This window comes from Nostoc sp. ChiVER01 (assembly GCF_034531155.1).
In the GTDB taxonomy this organism is placed as follows: Bacteria; Cyanobacteriota; Cyanobacteriia; order Cyanobacteriales; family Nostocaceae; genus Nostoc.
In genome coordinates, this window is record NZ_JAVRBS010000006.1 from 262,736 (window position 1) to 279,994 (window position 17,259).

General features: G+C 40.1%; 8 protein-coding genes. 4 read left to right on the forward strand and 4 right to left on the reverse strand.

The features are described 5' to 3' along the window. Positions 1–278: 278 nt before the first annotated feature. Positions 279–1,454 carry a patatin-like phospholipase family protein gene (locus RMY00_RS11145; RefSeq protein ID WP_322647593.1) on the reverse strand — a complete coding sequence of 392 codons (1,176 nt, stop codon included), beginning with the start codon at positions 1,452–1,454 and terminating at the stop codon, positions 279–281. A 450-nt stretch (positions 1,455–1,904) separates the two neighbouring features. Then, a complete protein-coding gene (locus RMY00_RS11150; RefSeq protein ID WP_322647594.1) occupies positions 1,905–3,224 on the reverse strand; it encodes a dihydroorotase in 1,320 nt (439 codons plus the stop codon). A 442-nt stretch (positions 3,225–3,666) separates the two neighbouring features. On the opposite strand from RMY00_RS11150, the gene lepB reads away from it, so the two are divergent. The 4 genes from lepB to RMY00_RS11170 all read left to right on the forward strand — a co-directional run bounded on the left by lepB (position 3,667) and on the right by RMY00_RS11170 (position 11,223). Beyond that, entirely contained in the window at positions 3,667–4,311 is a 645-nt protein-coding gene (gene lepB, locus RMY00_RS11155) for a signal peptidase I (protein ID WP_322647595.1), read from the forward strand. A 134-nt stretch (positions 4,312–4,445) separates the two neighbouring features. After that, positions 4,446–5,231 carry an MOSC domain-containing protein gene (locus RMY00_RS11160; RefSeq protein ID WP_322647631.1) on the forward strand — a complete coding sequence of 262 codons (786 nt, stop codon included), beginning with the start codon at positions 4,446–4,448 and terminating at the stop codon, positions 5,229–5,231. A 533-nt stretch (positions 5,232–5,764) separates the two neighbouring features. Beyond that, positions 5,765–9,391: an ATP-binding protein gene (locus RMY00_RS11165; RefSeq protein ID WP_322647596.1), complete on the forward strand. Its 3,627-nt coding sequence runs from the start codon at positions 5,765–5,767 to the stop codon at positions 9,389–9,391. Continuing rightward, the gene (locus RMY00_RS11170) at positions 9,388–11,223 is read left to right on the forward strand and encodes an EAL domain-containing protein (RefSeq protein WP_322647597.1); all 1,836 of its coding nucleotides are present in this window, start codon (positions 9,388–9,390) and stop codon (positions 11,221–11,223) included. Before RMY00_RS11165 ends, RMY00_RS11170 begins: the two co-directional genes overlap by 4 nt. Positions 11,224–11,661: 438 nt before the next feature. Here RMY00_RS11170 and RMY00_RS11175 read toward each other — a convergent pair whose 3' ends face one another. After that, on the reverse strand, positions 11,662–13,293 hold the full coding sequence (locus RMY00_RS11175; protein ID WP_322647598.1) for an ATP-binding protein: 1,632 nt from the start codon (positions 13,291–13,293) through the stop codon (positions 11,662–11,664). Then, on the reverse strand, positions 13,290–17,213 hold the full coding sequence (locus tag RMY00_RS11180) for a PAS domain S-box protein (protein ID WP_322647599.1): 3,924 nt from the start codon (positions 17,211–17,213) through the stop codon (positions 13,290–13,292). Before RMY00_RS11180 ends, RMY00_RS11175 begins: the two co-directional genes overlap by 4 nt. Positions 17,214–17,259: the final 46 nt, after the last annotated feature.

Sequence of the window (17,259 nt, forward strand, 5' to 3'; positions counted from 1 at the left end):
GACAAGTTAAACAACATCAAGCAAGTTATGTAGAAGTTGTCTAACTTTTCCTTATCCTCAATATACCCAAATTAAAGTCAAAATATATACACAGAAATACTGAATTATCAAATATTTGAAAATTAATTTAAATAGCAAGAAATTATTCTATTCACATCTGTAATTAATACTGATATCAATAAATTAAAGAAAACATCTCGTATTTATACGCTAGTTATGTATAAATACGAAATGTTTTTTCCTTTACTAATTGATATGAATATGTCTACGTAGATGCACTAGTTATCTTTTATAAAAGAGGCGATCGCCTCCTTGATCGGAGAACCAGAGTCGTCTCTGGTATAGTAAGTAAGACCTTTATCAATAAATGCAGCAGTAGTATTTATTAACTGTTCAATAATCTCCAAACTAGCATTATCTATTTCTGGACTGACTTTTTCCCCTGTAAATCGGTTTTTTCGCTCTTCTGGAGGTAATACAATCCGAGGATCTTTATAAGTCTCGTCTGGCTTGGCTTTAAATGTCTCATTTAAGTCAAACTGAAGCCGTAAGTAACGTTTAGAATCGTATCCGCCCATAATTTGCCGACAAATAGTACTATCAATCTCAGATGTAGGTTCCATAAAGATATTAGTAAGATTTTGTATCCAGTCTAAACCTCTCCATTTACTTATTTGCTTATATTGATATGGTTCACCAGTTTGACCTGTGCCAATAGAAAGAATAGAAATATCTTCCAATCTTAGATTATCCAGTTTATATTTTTGCTTAATTGTTGGAGAGACTGAAGATTGACTGATCCTCATAGCTAGACTTAAGGCTGCAAGACAGGGATTGTTGGCAGAAACTCCTCCATCAATGTGGGGAAATTCCCAATCACCAAATTTTTCTTTATCTACAGGTTCTAATTTATATGGTGGAAAAAAAGTAGGAGCTGAGGCAGAAGCAGTACATATCTGCCATAAATAACAGTCATCGTACCATCTGTCTCCTAAATCGGGATGGCAATTAGTAAAAAAGGTTGTATTACGATATAATGTATCGTAAGCAAGAATCAAAATAATCGGTTTTTCAATATCTTTTATTTTTGTAGATTTATAGGTATCTTTGAGGGCGTTAATAATTCCATCATGAGAATATTTAGGCCCTGAAAATACATCAAGAATTGATTTGATGATGGGCGGCAAGTTTTTATAGCGGTCTTTTCTTTCTAACGGGAAGATATCTTGACCTCTATCTTTATACAGGTTAATGAGTTCATGACTCTCCTTTCCTAAAGCGATCGCTCCTGTTAACATTGAACCAGTAGAAGTGCCAGAAATCAGATCAAAGTATTCGTATAAAAAGTTTCCTTTACCCTGGTTTCTAATTTCTTGCTCTACTTCTTGAAGTATTCGTGCTGCAATGACTCCGCGAACACCGCCACCGTCTAAAGCTAAAATCTTGAAGGACATAGCAATTCTCTTTGATTATTTCTATAGTTATGTTTCCGGGCATAGTTTCTGGGAACAAGCATCATGAGATGAATCGCAATATGGTTCTATTTGCTTGTTTGTTTTTATCCAAATGGAAGAATAGCTAAGTTTTTTAGAAACCGCCAAGTATGCAAAGCAGGGAAAAGAAAAATAAATAGGTAATCCATTGCAAGAAAGGATTAGTTATTGAAGTTTTGACTTGAAACACTTATAAATAAATTCAGGATTTAAAATTGCAATCTCTGATACAGCGACTAGTCAATACCTTTAGGTAAAAGGGTAAAGGGAAAAAAAAGGATTGTTGTCTTTTAGCTTTAACCAAATGGCATTGATCTAGTCTTAATTTGGGATAGATAAAAATCTTGCCCGTTCAAGTATGGCTTTGATGTCTAATTGTTTGTCTACTACATAAGCTTAAATAAAGATTTCCTACAAGAAAGTTAAAGCTTGACCCCGCACTTGTGTATTTACCTGACCTTTGTCATAAACAACTTCACCACCGACAATGGTGGTTGTAGCCCAGCCGGTGAGGTTCCAGCCTTCAAAGGGACTCCAACGGCATTTGGTTAAAAGTTCTTCGCGCCGGACTGGACGGTATGTGTTTAAATCTACAAGCACTAAATCAGCATCATAACCAGGCGCGATCGCTCCTTTATTGGGAATACCATAAGCCACAGCTACATTTTTTGACATCCAGTTAACAACTTGAGCAACAGTACATTTTCCCTCCATCGCCGCAGTTAACATCAAAGCTAGAGAAGTTTCCACCCCAGGCATTCCCGAAGGAGTATTGGGGTATTCTTGAGCTTTTTCTTCTAAGGTGTGCGGCGCGTGATCTGTAGCGATAAAATCAATCACGCCATCGCGCAAAGCTTGCCAGAGAACTTCATTATCGTGGGGCGATCGCAAAGGTGGATTCATCTGTGCTAAAGTGCCAATCTCCTCGTAAGCACTGGTGTTCAACAACAAATGCTGTGGTGTCACTTCTGCTGTTACCCAACTAGGTTTCTCCTGACGCAGTAAATCTGCTTCTTCAGCAGTTGACATGTGCAAAATATGCAAACGACGTTGATATTTTTGAGAAAGTTTTAATGCCAGTTGGGTTGCCAGCAAGGCCGCTTGATTATCTTGAATTTGCGAGTGAACGGCTGGATCGTGGATATTAGCAAATTCTTGGCGGCGTTGGTTAATTCTAGCTTGGTCTTCGGCATGAACAGCAATTAAGCGATCGCCTTTAGCAAATATCGCCTCCAATGCTGTTTCGCCATCAACCAACAACTGACCATGCATCGACCCCATGAAAATTTTAATTCCCGGTGTTGGCTTTGCTAAGAGCAAATCTGGTAGATTCTCTGCTGTTGCCCCAATAAAAAAGCCATAATTAACCAAGGACTTTTGTGAGGCACGTTGTAGCTTATCGTCTAAAGCCTGCTGTGTCGTTGTCAAAGGGCGGGTATTGGGCATTTCTAAAAAAGAAGTGACTCCTCCTTTAGCACAAGCGGAGCTGGCGGTGAATAAATCTTCCTTGTGTTCTAGTCCAGGTTCTCGGAAATGCACCTGCGGATCGATGACTCCTGGCAACAAAGTTAACCCTTCTGCGTCAATTTCAGTGGCTACTGCCGTTTCGGTGATTTCTGGTGCAACTTCGACTATTTGGCGATCGCGGGTCAATACATCCCCAATCATCAGTTCCCCATTGGGTAGAATTATCCGAGCGCGACGAATCAGTAAAATTTGTGGAGATGACATAAGGTTAATAAAGTTGAGATAGGGAGCTATGTATTACAGAGAATTATGCTTTTAGGTTAAACTTATTCGCGATCGGAGTAACCAATTTTTGCTGGGCGTTAAAAAAAAGTTTATTTTTAATTTATGAAGAACCCCGTCAATCAATTTTGGATTTTAGATTTTAGGTTGCACCTTTGGTGCGCTTCCAGCGCAACTTGGATTTTGGATTGACCGTAGCCTTGGAAGGGATGCGGCTTGGGTATTTTATATTGGTTTCGCCTACCAGAGGCGAGTCATAACTCACAACAAACACCCTAATCTAAAATCTAAAATCCCCAATCTAAAATTGGTACTTAAGATGGGAGCATGACTAGGAAATTAAAATTTCCCCGTTAACATTAACAGATAAAGTGTCACTAAGCGAGTTAATTACCTACATCTTTCCTTCAGTTTAAGTAATTTCATGCAAAATAAAGTGTCTGATAACAACTCTAGTCAACAACCCGATAATTCTTGGATCGCAGAGCTAGGTAGAACAATTGTATTGAGCATTGTTCTAGCTCTGGGAATTCGTACCTTTGTTGCTGAAGCACGCTGGATTCCTTCTGGATCGATGGAACCGACTCTGCATGGTACGCCAAACCAGTGGGAAGCAGATAAAATCATTGTCGATAAGTTGAAGTATAAATTTGCTGACCCGCAACGGGGAGATATTGTAGTATTTTCGCCAACAAAAGAGCTACAAAAAGAACAATACCAAGATGCTTTTATTAAACGTGTAATTGGCTTACCTGGAGAAAAAGTACAACTTAAGGATGGCAAAGTCTATATCAATAATAAACCCCTCCCAGAAAGCAATTACCTTAGTTCTGGTCAAACTACAGTTATTGATGTTTGCCAATCAGGGCCACAGCCACCTTTTTTGGCGAAACCCCAGACTATACCAATCGGTTCATATTTAGTACTAGGTGATAATCGTAACAATAGTTACGATGGTCGTTGCTGGGGTGTTGTCCCCCGCGAGAATATTATTGGACGGGCTGTAGTTCGGTTCTGGCCTCTAAATCATATTGGAGGAATAGATAAATCGCCGATATATCCTAATTAACAATATTATTGACGTTCCCCTGGTTGAACAAGTAACAAGAGTGCTTACTCTGGAAAACCAGAGGAGTCATTAGTCATTAATCAAAAGTTAGAAATTCTTCCCCTAGCCCCTGCTCTCTGCCTCTCAATGCTATGATGCCTTACTTAGCTAATATTTTACTGTATCCAGTTAAGTCACTGGATGGTGTTGAAGTTGAGAACGCGAGAGTTCTTGCCAGTGGCGCACTACAGCATGACCGCGAGTTTGCCATTTTTGACGAACAGGATAGATTTGTTAATGGCAAACGTCATGCTAAAATCAATTTAATAAGAGCGCGATTTGCACTCTCAAATAGAACTATCTCGTTGCACATCCCAGGCGGCAACTTACAACAAATTTTCCATCTTGATGAGGAACGGCCAGCATTAGAAGCAACTATGAGTAATTTTTTTGAGTTTGCTGTCACATTAAGGCAAAATTCTCTGATGGGTTTTCCTGACGATACGCACTCACCTGGCCCAACGGTAATTAGTACAGCAACATTGGCAGAAGTAGCTTCTTGGTTTCCCGGTTTAAGTGTAGATGAAATACGCCGTCGAATGCGTGCCAACATCGAGATTGATGGTGTACCAGCATTTTGGGAAGATCAGCTATTTAGTGAACAAGGTAATTTAGTCTCCTTTCGAGTAGGAGATGTAGATTTTTTTGGGGTTAATCCATGTCAGCGTTGTATAGTCCCAACACGCGATTCTTACTTAGGGAAAGCTTACCCAAACTTTCAAAAAATCTTTGTAACCCAGCGACAAGTAACTCTACCAAATTGGGTTGCTTCATCGCCTTTTAATCACTTTTACAGATTGAGTGTCAATACCCAATTACCCCCATCCTCAGCCGGAAAAATTTTACAAATCGGCGATGAGGTTGACATATTTATACAATAAAATTAACATTTATTTAAAATAAAAAATATTAAGTAAATTTTTTTAGATTTATTTATTTTGACTCTGCATTTATATGAAAATTTTAAAATTGCTGTACTTAATTTTTGTACAAATTCAACGGTTTTAAGACCGGAAAATCAAGATATCAGCAATTAAAAATTAAATTTAGGATTAGGTACTAATGACGACCTGAATTTTAGAATGGCATACTGTAGCTTATCGGTTAAATTTTATTTCATCCGAGAAAATCTGATAAAACTGAGTACATTCAGGTGCTATGTCTACGAAGTGCTATGAAGTTCAAACGCTGTTGTAGCCAAAACTCACTATGGGCGTCGCTAAGTCTGAAAATTAGACCTTAAAGGAATTTAGCCAATGCAAAAAGTAAAAAATATTTTTTTGTATTATTTGATACTCATTATTTTAAATAAATGTCATAGTAAATGCATAATATGCCGTAATTATCCTGATATTAAATGTAGCTGATATGGCAAAAATACCCCTAATCTATGCTGGGGAAGAATTAAACAACAATGTTATCCAAACTTCAGCCGATCAAATCTATTAATCGCTTAGTTGGCAAAGTTTATGCCAATATGCCCTTGAGGTATGTTCTGATTGTGCCCTTTATATTGCAAATTTGTGGCGCGGTGGGACTTGTGGGCTACCTTTCGTATCAAAACGGCCAAAAAGCGGTAACGGAGCTTGCTAATCAATTAGAAAATGAAATCTGCGATCGCATTGAACAGCATCTTGATAGCTATTTAACAACCCCGAAGCAAATTAATCAAATCAACTTAGATGCGATTGAGCTAGGTTTGCTCAATCTTTCGGATTTTCAAACCATCGGTAATTACTTTTGGAAACAAATGCATGTTTTCAATGTTGGCTATAACAGCTTTGCCAATGCTAAAGGTGAATTTATCGGTGTTGAACGTTTAAATAATGGCAAGCTCTTAATTAATGAAGTTAGCGAAAAGCATGGCCTCGGCAAACTTTATGTTTATCCTACAGACAACCAAGGAAATCGCCGCCATTTACAGGAAGTTAAAAACTACGATCCTCGCCTAGAAGCTTGGTATACAGATCCAGTCAAGTTAGGTAAACGAGTTTGGAGTCAAATTTATCAATGGGAAGATAAACCAGAAATTATATCCATATCTTCCAGCTATCCTGTTTATGATAAAAATCGCAAATTTGTTGGGGTGATTAGTGTTGATTTGCTATTATCACAAATCGGCAAATTTTTAGCCAATTTAAAGATTAATGATTCGGGTAAAACTTTTATTTTAGAGCGTTCTGGGTTAATAGTGGCTTCTTCTACTAGCGAACCACCATATACCATCATGAATGGTAAGGGAAAACGTCTATCAGCATTAAATAGCCAAAATTCTTTAATTAGACTCACAACACAGTTTTTGATCAAACGTTTTGGCAGTCTTAAGTTTGTTGGAGAGAAGCAACAGCTAAGTTTTACCGCCGATGGAATGCGTTATTTTGTGCAGGTAAAAAGCTGGAGGGATCAACTGGGTTTAGATTGGCTAATTGTAGCGGTGATTCCCGAAGGCGAATTCATGGAGCAAATTAACGCTAACACCCATATCACTATTTTGCTCTGCATAGTTGCTTTTTTAGTCGCTACAAGAATTGGAATTTTGACTAGTCGCTGGGTAATTAAGCCGATTTTAGAATTAAACACATCAGCAAAGAAAATTGCTAAAGGTGAATGGGAGGAAATACCAGAAATTCAGCGTTTCGATGAACTGGGAGAACTAGCCAAGTCATTTGAAACTATGGCAAAGCAACTCCAAGTCTCATTCAATACTTTAGAAGCAAAGAATGCTCAGATGCAAGTCTTAAATGAGGCGCTATCTCACAGTCAGAGTCGGCTAACTCAATTTTTAGAAGCTATGCCAATAGGTGTATTTATCATAGATGCTGAAGGTGAACCTTATTACACAAATACAATAGGGCAGCAAATTCTTGGTCAAGGAGCGATCGCAGAAGTTAGCAGCGAGCAATTGTCAGAAGTATATCAAGCTTATCTTGCTGGGACAGATCAACTTTACCCCAGCGATCGCCTGCCGATATTGAGAGCATTGCTTGGGGAAAGCGCCAGGATTGATGATATGGAAATTCGCCATTCTGACAAAAGTATTCCCATTGAAGTTTTGGGAAAGCCAATTTATGATGAATCAGGAAATCTTGCTTTTGCGATCGCTACATTTTTTGATATTACCCAACGCAAACAAGCAGAAAACTTATTAGCAGAATACAATCGCACCTTAGAGGCTCAAGTAAAAAAACGGACTGAAGAGTTCCAGCAAGCGATCGAGCAACTGCAAATCACCCAACAAGAACTAATTCAATCGCAAAAAATTGCCGCACAAGAACAACAAGCAGCCATTCGTGAAGCGGCGCGAAGCACCGCCGCCAACCGAGCCAAAAGCGAATTCCTTGCTAACATGAGCCACGAACTGCGTACCCCACTCAATGCCATTCTCGGTTTTAGCCAAGTTATGAGCCGAGATTATTCCCTATCTGGCGAACATCAAGAAAATTTAGCAATTATTAATCGATCTGGCGAACATCTACTTAATTTAATTAACGACATTCTAGAAATGTCTAAAATCGAAGCTGGCAGAATTACATTAAATAGCAACAGCTTTGACTTAATTCATGTATTGAAGAAGTTAGAAAAGATGCAACACGCAAGTGCTGCATCTAAAAATTTAGAATTGGTGTTTGAATATGCACAAAACATTCCTAAATACATAGAAACGGACGAAAATAAACTGTGTCAAGTCTTGCTTAACCTCTTGGGAAATGCCATTAAATTTACTAATACTGGGAGGGTGACACTAAGGGTGAGACTAGGGGCTGGTTGGGAGAGCGGTGAGCAGGGGGAGATGCGGGAGCAATATCCTCCTCATCCCCCTCATCTCTTCTTCGAGGTACAAGACACTGGCTGCGGTATTACCCCACAAGAAATTGACTTGTTGTTTGAAGCTTTTGAGCAAACCGAAATCGGCAGAAAATCCCAACAAGGGACGGGACTGGGTTTAGCGATTAGCCGGAAATATGTGCAACTGATGGGAGGAGATATTACTGTCAACAGTATTCCGGGTGTCGGTAGTAGATTCGCCTTTAATATTCAGATTGCTCTAGCTTGCCCCAGAGAAATCTCGACAAATCAAATTAGATACCAAATTTTAGCTTTAGCACCGCCTGAGAAAGCATACCGCATCTTAGTAGTTGACGACTCCAAGGAAAGCCGATTGTTGCTAGTTAAAATTCTTACATCTGTTGGATTTGAAGTCAGAGAAGCTACAGATGGTAGTGAAGCAATTGCTAATTGGGAGTCTTGGCAACCACACGTAATTTTCATGGATATGCGAATGCCGATTATGGACGGTTACGAAGCAACAAAAATAATTAAAGCTAAACAAACTAAACAAATAGGGTATGGGGTAGCCAATGCGTTACGAAGGTTCCCAAACTCGGAACAGATGCTGTCATCGGGGAGCCAGTACCTTGCGGGAGAATTCCCCGATTCCGGCGAGTCCGAAGTTCTCAAGGTACCCTTATTAAAAAGCCAGCTAGGCGTCGCGTCCCCCACCCTAGAAGCAACTGGTGTCATGGAAAATGATGCAAATGATGCATCCACAAAGCGATCGCCAACAGCCTTGGCTCCTCCTTCTAACTTATCTGAGGCAAAGCAGAGTTACTCCAATACACACACGATCGTTATTGCCCTAACTGCTAGCGCCTTTGAAGAAGAACGCCAGAAAATTTTATCTATTGGCTGTGATGATTTTATTCGCAAGCCATTCATCCAAGAAGTATTATTGGAAAAACTGAGCCAACATTTGGGTGTAAAGTATACCAACCAAGTAGAAACCACAAACACAACAGTTGCCGATCAACCTACACAGATATTTATCAGTGTTACCGAACTCCTGAGCCGTTTATCACAAATGTCACCTGAGTGGCTCCAACAGATTTACTATGCCGCAGCTAGCTGTAGCGATGAATTGATTTTAGAGTTACTTAAGCAAATTCCATCAGATAATAGTCAAGTTTTTAAAGTTCTTAGGGATTTAGCGAATAACTACCAGTTTGAGAAAATCATGGAATTGACTAAAACAAACGTAGAATGAATTACGAGCATTTAGACCCTAATAAAAAAGATATTTTGATCGTTGACGATATGGCGGATAATCTCCGGGTTTTATCCTCCATATTGACCAGGGAAGGGTATAGCGTTCGTAAAGCCTTGAATTGGCAAATGGCACTGACAGCAACTCAAACAGTATTACCGGATTTGATTCTACTTGATATTATGATGCCAGAAGTAGATGGCTATGAAATTTGTCAGACCTTAAAAGGTTGGGAGCTAACAGCCGATATTCCAGTGATTTTTATTAGTGCTTTAGATGATGTTTTTGACAAAGTGAAAGCCTTTAAGGTTGGTGGTGTAGACTACATCACCAAACCTTTTGAGTTCCAAGAAGTTTTAGTGCGCGTGCAAAATCAACTGGCATTGAGGTCAGCGCGATTAGAAATATTGAAGCTAAATGTTGAATTGGAAGATCGGGTAAAACAGCGCACTGGGGAGCTAGAAAAAACTCTCCAAAAACTCCAAGAAGAAATCAATTCCCGCCAAAAATTGCAAAGTCAACTGCTAGACATAGCGCTGCATGATTCCCTAACTGGATTACCAAACCGAATTTTGTTTATTAGGCGACTAAAAAATGCTTTAAATCGAGCCAAGGAAGAATCTAGTTATCAGTTTGCACTCCTTTTTTTGGACTGCGATCGCTTCAAAGTGATCAATGATTCCCTTGGACATCTGGTGGGAGATGAATTGCTAATAGCGATCGCTTACCGCCTCCAAGCATGTCTGATACCTAGTCATACTTTAGCACGATTGGGCGGTGACGAGTTTGGAATTCTCCTAGAAAATATCACAGATATCAATGTGGCAATTCAAGTTGCCGAACAAATTCTGCAACAGCTATCACTCGCTTTTAAGCTGTCCAGATATGAAGTATTTATGAATGCCAGTATTGGGATTAGCTGGGGTAATAAAGATTATGATCGCCCAGAGTATTTGCTACGAGATGCTGATACAGCAATGTATCGAGCCAAGGCTCAAGGAAGAGCCAAATATCACGTTTTCAATCCAACGATGCATCAAGAAGCTATTCAGCTTTTAGAGTTAGAAAATGATCTGCGAAGGGCTGTTGAAAGACAAGAATTTCTCGTTTATTATCAGCCAATTATTTCCCTGGTTACAGGCAGAATTTCTGGATTTGAAGCTTTGGTACGTTGGCAACATCCGATTCGCGGTCTGGTTTCTCCTATAGAATTTATTCCTGTGGCAGAAGAAACAGGTTTGATTAATGCTATTAATACTTGGGTATTACAGTCAGCTTGTCATCAACTGAGCATCTGGCAACATTATCCAGTGACACCAGAACCTCTAACTATGAGTATCAATTTGAGCGCACGGTTATTTTTACAGCCTAATTTAGTAGAACAAATTGACCGAATAATTTATGAAAATAAAATAAATCCCGCATACCTAGAATTAGAAATTACAGAAAGTGTAATCATGGAAAATACTAATGCAATTGAAATAATTCTTAAACAACTAAAGCAACGCCAAATCAAGTTGATTATGGATGATTTTGGTACAGGATATTCTTCTTTGAGTTACTTACACAGCTTTCCTTTTAATGCACTCAAAATTGATAAATCTTTCGTTAAACGTATGCAGGAAAATAAAGAGAACATGGGATTAGTACCAGCAATGATTGGCATTGCTAACTCAATGGGAATGAGTGCGATCGCTGAAGGTGTCGAAACCCAAGAACAGCTAGCCCAATTGAGAAGTTTAAACTGTAACTTTGCTCAAGGATATCTGTTTTCTAAACCCATAGAACAACAATTGGTTATTAAATTACTTGCTGTATCACCTCAATGGTAACTATCAAATAACACCCATAAAAATTTTATTTTTGACGCTCGGCTAGATAATATACTGCTGTAAACAGGCGAGCAAGTTCGCAAACTTCCTAATTGACTAATATAGCAATCTTATTTGAGTTGTGAAAATTATCTTTGTTGAATAATGCTATTGATGCAATAGAAGAGGAAGCGGCGAAGGGGGAAGGGAGAAAGATTCTAGAATTCTCCAGCAATAGAGGGTTTCAGAGCAAATAAATTTATTTATGCTCTTTGGTTAAATATTTATTTCGATAGCGCAGCGTAAAGCCTGCGGCATAGCTTCGCTTAGAGCGAGTCAGACGCTCCTACGTCGCTAACGCTACGCTATCGAGCGTCGACGCACTGTTCGCGTGAAATAATGCGCCCTTAGTTCAGTAGCCCTACATTTATGTATGTGGTTCTCGCCCTGCCCCCCTGCCTATAAAAGTCGCAGGGTTAACGGCAGTTGAACTGTGAACGTTGTCCAGCCTTGAGAACTGTTAACTTCAATTGTGCCTTGGATGTATTCTACTAACTTCTTCACTAATGCTAAACCTAATCCTATACCGACATGTTGCCAGCGATCGCTTTGAGGAATCCGGTAAAATGGCTCAAAGATTCGAGATTGTTCTTTTTTAGGGATTATCACCCCAGAATTGCTAATTGTGATTTGCAAGTAGGATTGAATATTATCTAATCCATCAGATTCAGCATCTTTATTTATTAGACTTTTTGTGGTACTGATTACTTGAACATTCACCATAATCTGTTCATCAGGCGGAGTAAATTTACAAGCATTGTTGAGTAATTCTGAGACAATTTCGGTCAAGCTAGCCAAGTCTGTAACTAAAGGTGGTAAATTTGGAGAAATGCTAACTTGCAAAGTCTGTTGCCTAGCTCTGGCCCGTTCCTCAAAATACTCGGCAAGGTGAGGCAGCCAGGTTTGGAGTTGAATTGAAGTTAATTCTAACGGATAGACATCTGCATCAATCATTCGCATATACAGTAAATTGTCTACTAAATCTAGTTCTTGTTCGCACTGTTCACGCAAGATAGTTAAGTAGCGGGCTACAGATTCAGATGAGTCTAGTGCGTTTGAATTTAAGATACCCTGCCGATCAAGAATATTTTCTAGCACGGAAATGGTCATTTTGATGTTTGACAAAGGCGTTCGCATTTCATGAGAAGTGGTTGCAAGAAAATCCTCTTTCAACTGGTTCAGCCGTTGGAGTTCTGCCACTTGAAGTTCTAGTTGTTGGGCACGTTCAGTTGCGAGATTGCGTTCTTCAGTTAGCCTTCGTTGCGTGTCATCCCGAAAAACTAGTACGGCTCCTGTAATTACACCATTATTATTTCTCAGAGGAGTAGCACTATCAGCTACTGGTATACTTTTCCCGTCTCTAGCAACTAGTAAGATGTGACTGCCTAGATAGATAGTAGTTTCTTGTTGCAGGGCTGTGATAACTGGATTTTGGGTGGGGATCTGAGTTTGTTCATCAACAAGCTTGAACACCTCAGTTAACATTCGTCCTTTGGCTTCATCCCATCGCCATCCTGTCAATGCTTCAGCGACCTGATTTAAATACTTGATGCTTAACTGAAGATCGACTACGATCACCCCGTCCCCCATGCCTCGAAGGATAGAACTCAAAAATTGCTCACGCTCATAACGATTTAGTGCTGTTTGAATGGCAACGTAGAGTTCTTGCTCCTTAATTGGTTTAAGAATATATCCAAAGGGGGATGTCAGCGTTGCCCGCTCTACAGTGCTTTTATCAGAATGCCCCGTAACATAGATAGCAGGAATTTGCAAATTATGCCAGATTTGCTCTGCCGCCTGTATACCGTCCATTTCACCCCGTAATCTGATATCCATTAAAATCAGGTTCGGGCGTAATTCGGTTGCTTTTACAATTGCCCCTTCTGCGGAATCTGCTATATCTAAAACAATGTATCCCAAAGACTCTAAACTTTCTTGCAAATTGATCGCAAGAATATATTCATCTTCAACAACAAGGATTCTAACTGTCTCCTTTGTACGTATGTTTGATGGGATGTCAATTGTGTTCATGCACGGCTGTTTGTAAAAGTAATTTTGAACTGTGTTCCCTGGTGAGAGTCAATTCTGAGCTTTCCCCTTAGTTGCTTGACTAAGCCCTGCACAAGGGTTATGCCAAGTGTTTTAGCTTTCTTGGTATCAAAATTTTCAGGTAGACCAATACCATTATCTCGAATAATGAGTGCCAAAGTAGACTCGGATTCTTGATAAAACTTAACCTCAATTTCCCCTTTACGATTACCAACAAAGGCGTATTTCAAAGCATTGGAAACTAGTTCATTGATAATTAAGCCACAGGGAATGGCGGTTTCGATGTCAAGGCTAGCATTATCAACTTGAATCTTTAGTTGAATCTGGCTAGAACTGACGTTATAGGAATCAAATAAATGAGTTGTTAAATCTGGGATGTATTGCGCGAAATCAATATCAGCGAGGTCTTCAGAGCGGTATAACTTTTCATGAACTAAGGCAATGGAGGCAATGCGGTTTTGGCTATCGCGCAAAATTGCTGTCACCAAAGGATCTTCTGTACGTCTGCACTGCATTTGCAGCAAACTGCTGACAATTCCTAAATTGTTTTTAACGCGATGGTGAATTTCTTTAAGTAATACCTCTTTTTCTCTCAAAGAGGCTTTAATTTTTTCCTGCGTTTGCTTATGCTCAGTGATATCTTGTTGAATAGCCACAATGACACTTCCATACTCAGGATGCTCAAAAATGGAAGCATTCGCCCTACACCAGAATGGAGTGCCATCTTTTTTAAGATTATAAACTTCATAGTTTGCCTCACCGTGTTGCAAGACAGCAGTTTTAATTGCCTGATTCACATCTTCAGGTGTATTATGTTCATCACCGTAGTTGATAATCGATACATGCTGACCAATTAATTCACCAGATTCATAGCCAAACATCTGCTCAAATTTAGGATTAGCGTAGACAAATACGCCATCTCTGGCACGAACTAGGCAAATTCCCTCTGCCATATTGCGGGTAATCACTGCTTGCAGTTCTAACATTTGTTCAGCACGTTTGCGATCGCTGATTTCAACTACAACAATGCCCATACTAATGGGTTCATCGGCTTCAGACTGAATCGGAAAGTAGGAAGCTAGCCAAGTCCTGATTACACCGGGCATTTTTGGAGTTTCGCCACTGATCTCAAAATCCAGAATCGCTTCACCTGTGGTTAAAACATTTTGAAAGATCGGTTCGAGCCTTGGTGCCAAATCAGGGATAATCTCCCACAGAGTTTTGCCAATATGCGCGGCTGCGGAAATGCCATTAATTTCTGCTAATGCTTCATTAATCAATGAGTAACGCAGTTGCCGATCCAGAATGGTTATACCAACAGGTGCATTATTAATGAAAGTATCCAATAACTTCTGCTTGTGAGCCAGTTCTTGCTCTAAAATCTTCTGTTCTGTGATGTCGATCGCTACTCTACCCACTAGCTTTTGTGCAGACAATCCCAGAATCGGGAACTTATATACTAAGAACTCTCCAAGGGTGCCATCTGGTCGGGAAGTAACTTCGATCGCCTCAATTACCTGATTTGTCTGTATAACGTTCTGAATGCGATCAAAATGCTGCCGAGCAATTTCATCTGGATAAAGGTCAAAAATGGATTGTCCAATTACCTGTTCGGGTAGTAATTTAAATGTATGCAAGTATGTCTGGTTTAAGTAAAGTACACGCCCGTCCGGATCAGTGATCCAAGCTAGCACGGGGCTATTGTTCATAAATGCCTGGAACCGAGCTTCACTTTCTTGCAGAGCTGCTTCTGCTTCTTTGCGATCGCTAATATCAATAATTACCCCTAACATCCGAACAGGTTCTCCTGCTTCGTTATAAATGCCGCGCCCTTTCCCAATCAGCCAGTGAACCCTGCCATTGGGATAAATTACTCGATATTCACCTTGAAAATTAGTATGTTGTGCTAGGGAATTTAATACAGCTTGTTCAATTCGGTCAACATCCTCTAGATGAACACGATCGCGCCATAGCTGATAGTAGGCTGTTAATTCTGGCTCTAAACCTAACAAACGAAAATGGTTGTCGTTCCAGATAACTTCATTTGTTTTAATATTCCAATCCCAGATACCGATGTGGTTAAATTCTAACGTTAGTCTCAATTGTTCTTCACTTCTGGCTAAGGCTGCTTCGGTTTCTTTGCGTAAGCGAAGCTCATCGTAGATATCGCTGATATCCCGATGAATACCAGTCATCCGCAAAGGATTACCTTGTCTATCTCGCATTACAACTTTGCCGTAGTTGGCAATCCATTTGTATTCGCCCGACTTAGTTCGGAGTCGATTGTCAAATTTGTAGGGTACTGAATTATCCTTTAAGTGATCTGCCAAGATTTTCTCAACCCAAGGTAGATCGTCTGGATGAACTAAACGCTTACAGGTACTAAAATTCTGTGGAAGTTCATCGAAACTGTATCCAAGCATTTCTAAATAGCGGGGGCTGTAATATACCTCTCCAGTGAGAATATTCCAATCCCATAAACCATCGCCAGAAGCTTCTAGTGCTAATTGTAATCTCTCTTCACTTTCTCGAAGTTTTTCCTCAGCTTGTTTGCGTTCGCTAATGTCCCCAAGCGAACCGACCAATCGAACTGGATTTCCTTGTTCATTCCAGATTGCTTTGGCCCGCGATCGCACCCAGCGATAACTGCCATCCTTGCACCGCAGACGATATTCAACGTTATGATCGGCAACTTGCCCAAGCAAATAAGCTTTTTGTGCAGCTATGACTCTGGTATAATCATCAGGATGAATGCGAGTACTCCACTCATTATCGTGATCGCTAAGTTCGTTGGGTTCATATCCCAAAATTGTGAACCAACGCTCAGACCGGAAGGTTTGATTAGTACATATGTCCCAATCCCAAATTCCTTCATCAGTACCTGTGATCGCTAATTGCCAACGTTCTTCACTTTGACGCAATATTTCTTCACTGCGCTTGAGGTTGGTAATATCTCGTCCTTCTGGAATCAACAAAACTACTTGGCCCGTTTCGTTTTGCAACGGACGTAGTGAAAAATCGATTGTTGCTACTCGGTTATTTGCGCCGAGAACATCAACTTCATACCGGACAAACTCCCCTTGAGCTGCACGAGCGATCGCTTGTTTTAATTCTTCTTGAATTTGAGGTGAAATCGTCCACCAGTGTGCTTCCCAAAAAGGGCGATTAATTACATCTTCAAGCTTCAGTCCGCCAAAACTGAGCGCAGTCTGATTCGCCTCTAATAAAATACCATCTGGCGTTAGCAATCCTGTGAATTGGAAGGTGTTATTGAAGATTGCTCTGAATCGGCGATCGCTTTCCTGTAGTGCAATAGTGCGTTCCTCCACTTTGGTTTCTAACTCAGCCTTGAGGGTTTGCAAGTTATCGTGAAGTTGGGCTTGTTGGATAGCGATCGCTAGTTGCACCGTCAGTTGGTTGAGAAATTCTATCTCAAATGTCTGCCATTGGCGGGGGGTAGAACATTGATGCACGATGAATAATCCCCATACAACTGCTGGAGTCCCTTGGTTCTCTAACAAAATGGGGACAACTAAATTCGCCTTGACTTGAAACTGTTCTAAAAATTGAATATGGCGATCGCTTAAACCCGCTTTGTAGATGTTCGTCGCTGTCCAGATTTTTTCTTGGTAGTATTCTTCCCCTTGGCTTTGCTGAAAATCGGTATTTTCAATTTCAAATCCTAATGTTGCTCTCCATTGGGGTAAAACTGACTCAGCTATGACTTTACCATGCATTTTATGAGTAAATTGATACACCAGCACGCGATCAGCCTTGAGTAACTGGCGGACTTCTTTGACACTCGTAGCGAGGACATCTTGAAACTTCAAGGACTTGCGAATATCAAGAGCGATCGCTCCAATTAACTTTTGTTGTTCCTGTAGCTGTTTTAGCTCCTGCATTATCTGTAATTGTTAGCTTTTAACCTACGTACAAGTGCCCCTCAAG

Coding starts and splice junctions, on each gene's coding strand:
- RMY00_RS11165 (WP_322647596.1), top strand. CDS start 5,765: ATGTTATCCAAACTTCAGCCGATCAAATCTATTAATCGCTTAGTTGGC.
- RMY00_RS11180 (WP_322647599.1), bottom strand. CDS start 17,213: ATGCAGGAGCTAAAACAGCTACAGGAACAACAAAAGTTAATTGGAGCG.
- RMY00_RS11150 (WP_322647594.1), bottom strand. CDS start 3,224: ATGTCATCTCCACAAATTTTACTGATTCGTCGCGCTCGGATAATTCTA.
- RMY00_RS11160 (WP_322647631.1), top strand. CDS start 4,446: ATGCCTTACTTAGCTAATATTTTACTGTATCCAGTTAAGTCACTGGAT.
- lepB (WP_322647595.1), top strand. CDS start 3,667: ATGCAAAATAAAGTGTCTGATAACAACTCTAGTCAACAACCCGATAAT.
- RMY00_RS11175 (WP_322647598.1), bottom strand. CDS start 13,293: ATGAACACAATTGACATCCCATCAAACATACGTACAAAGGAGACAGTT.
- RMY00_RS11145 (WP_322647593.1), bottom strand. CDS start 1,454: ATGTCCTTCAAGATTTTAGCTTTAGACGGTGGCGGTGTTCGCGGAGTC.
- RMY00_RS11170 (WP_322647597.1), top strand. CDS start 9,388: ATGAATTACGAGCATTTAGACCCTAATAAAAAAGATATTTTGATCGTT.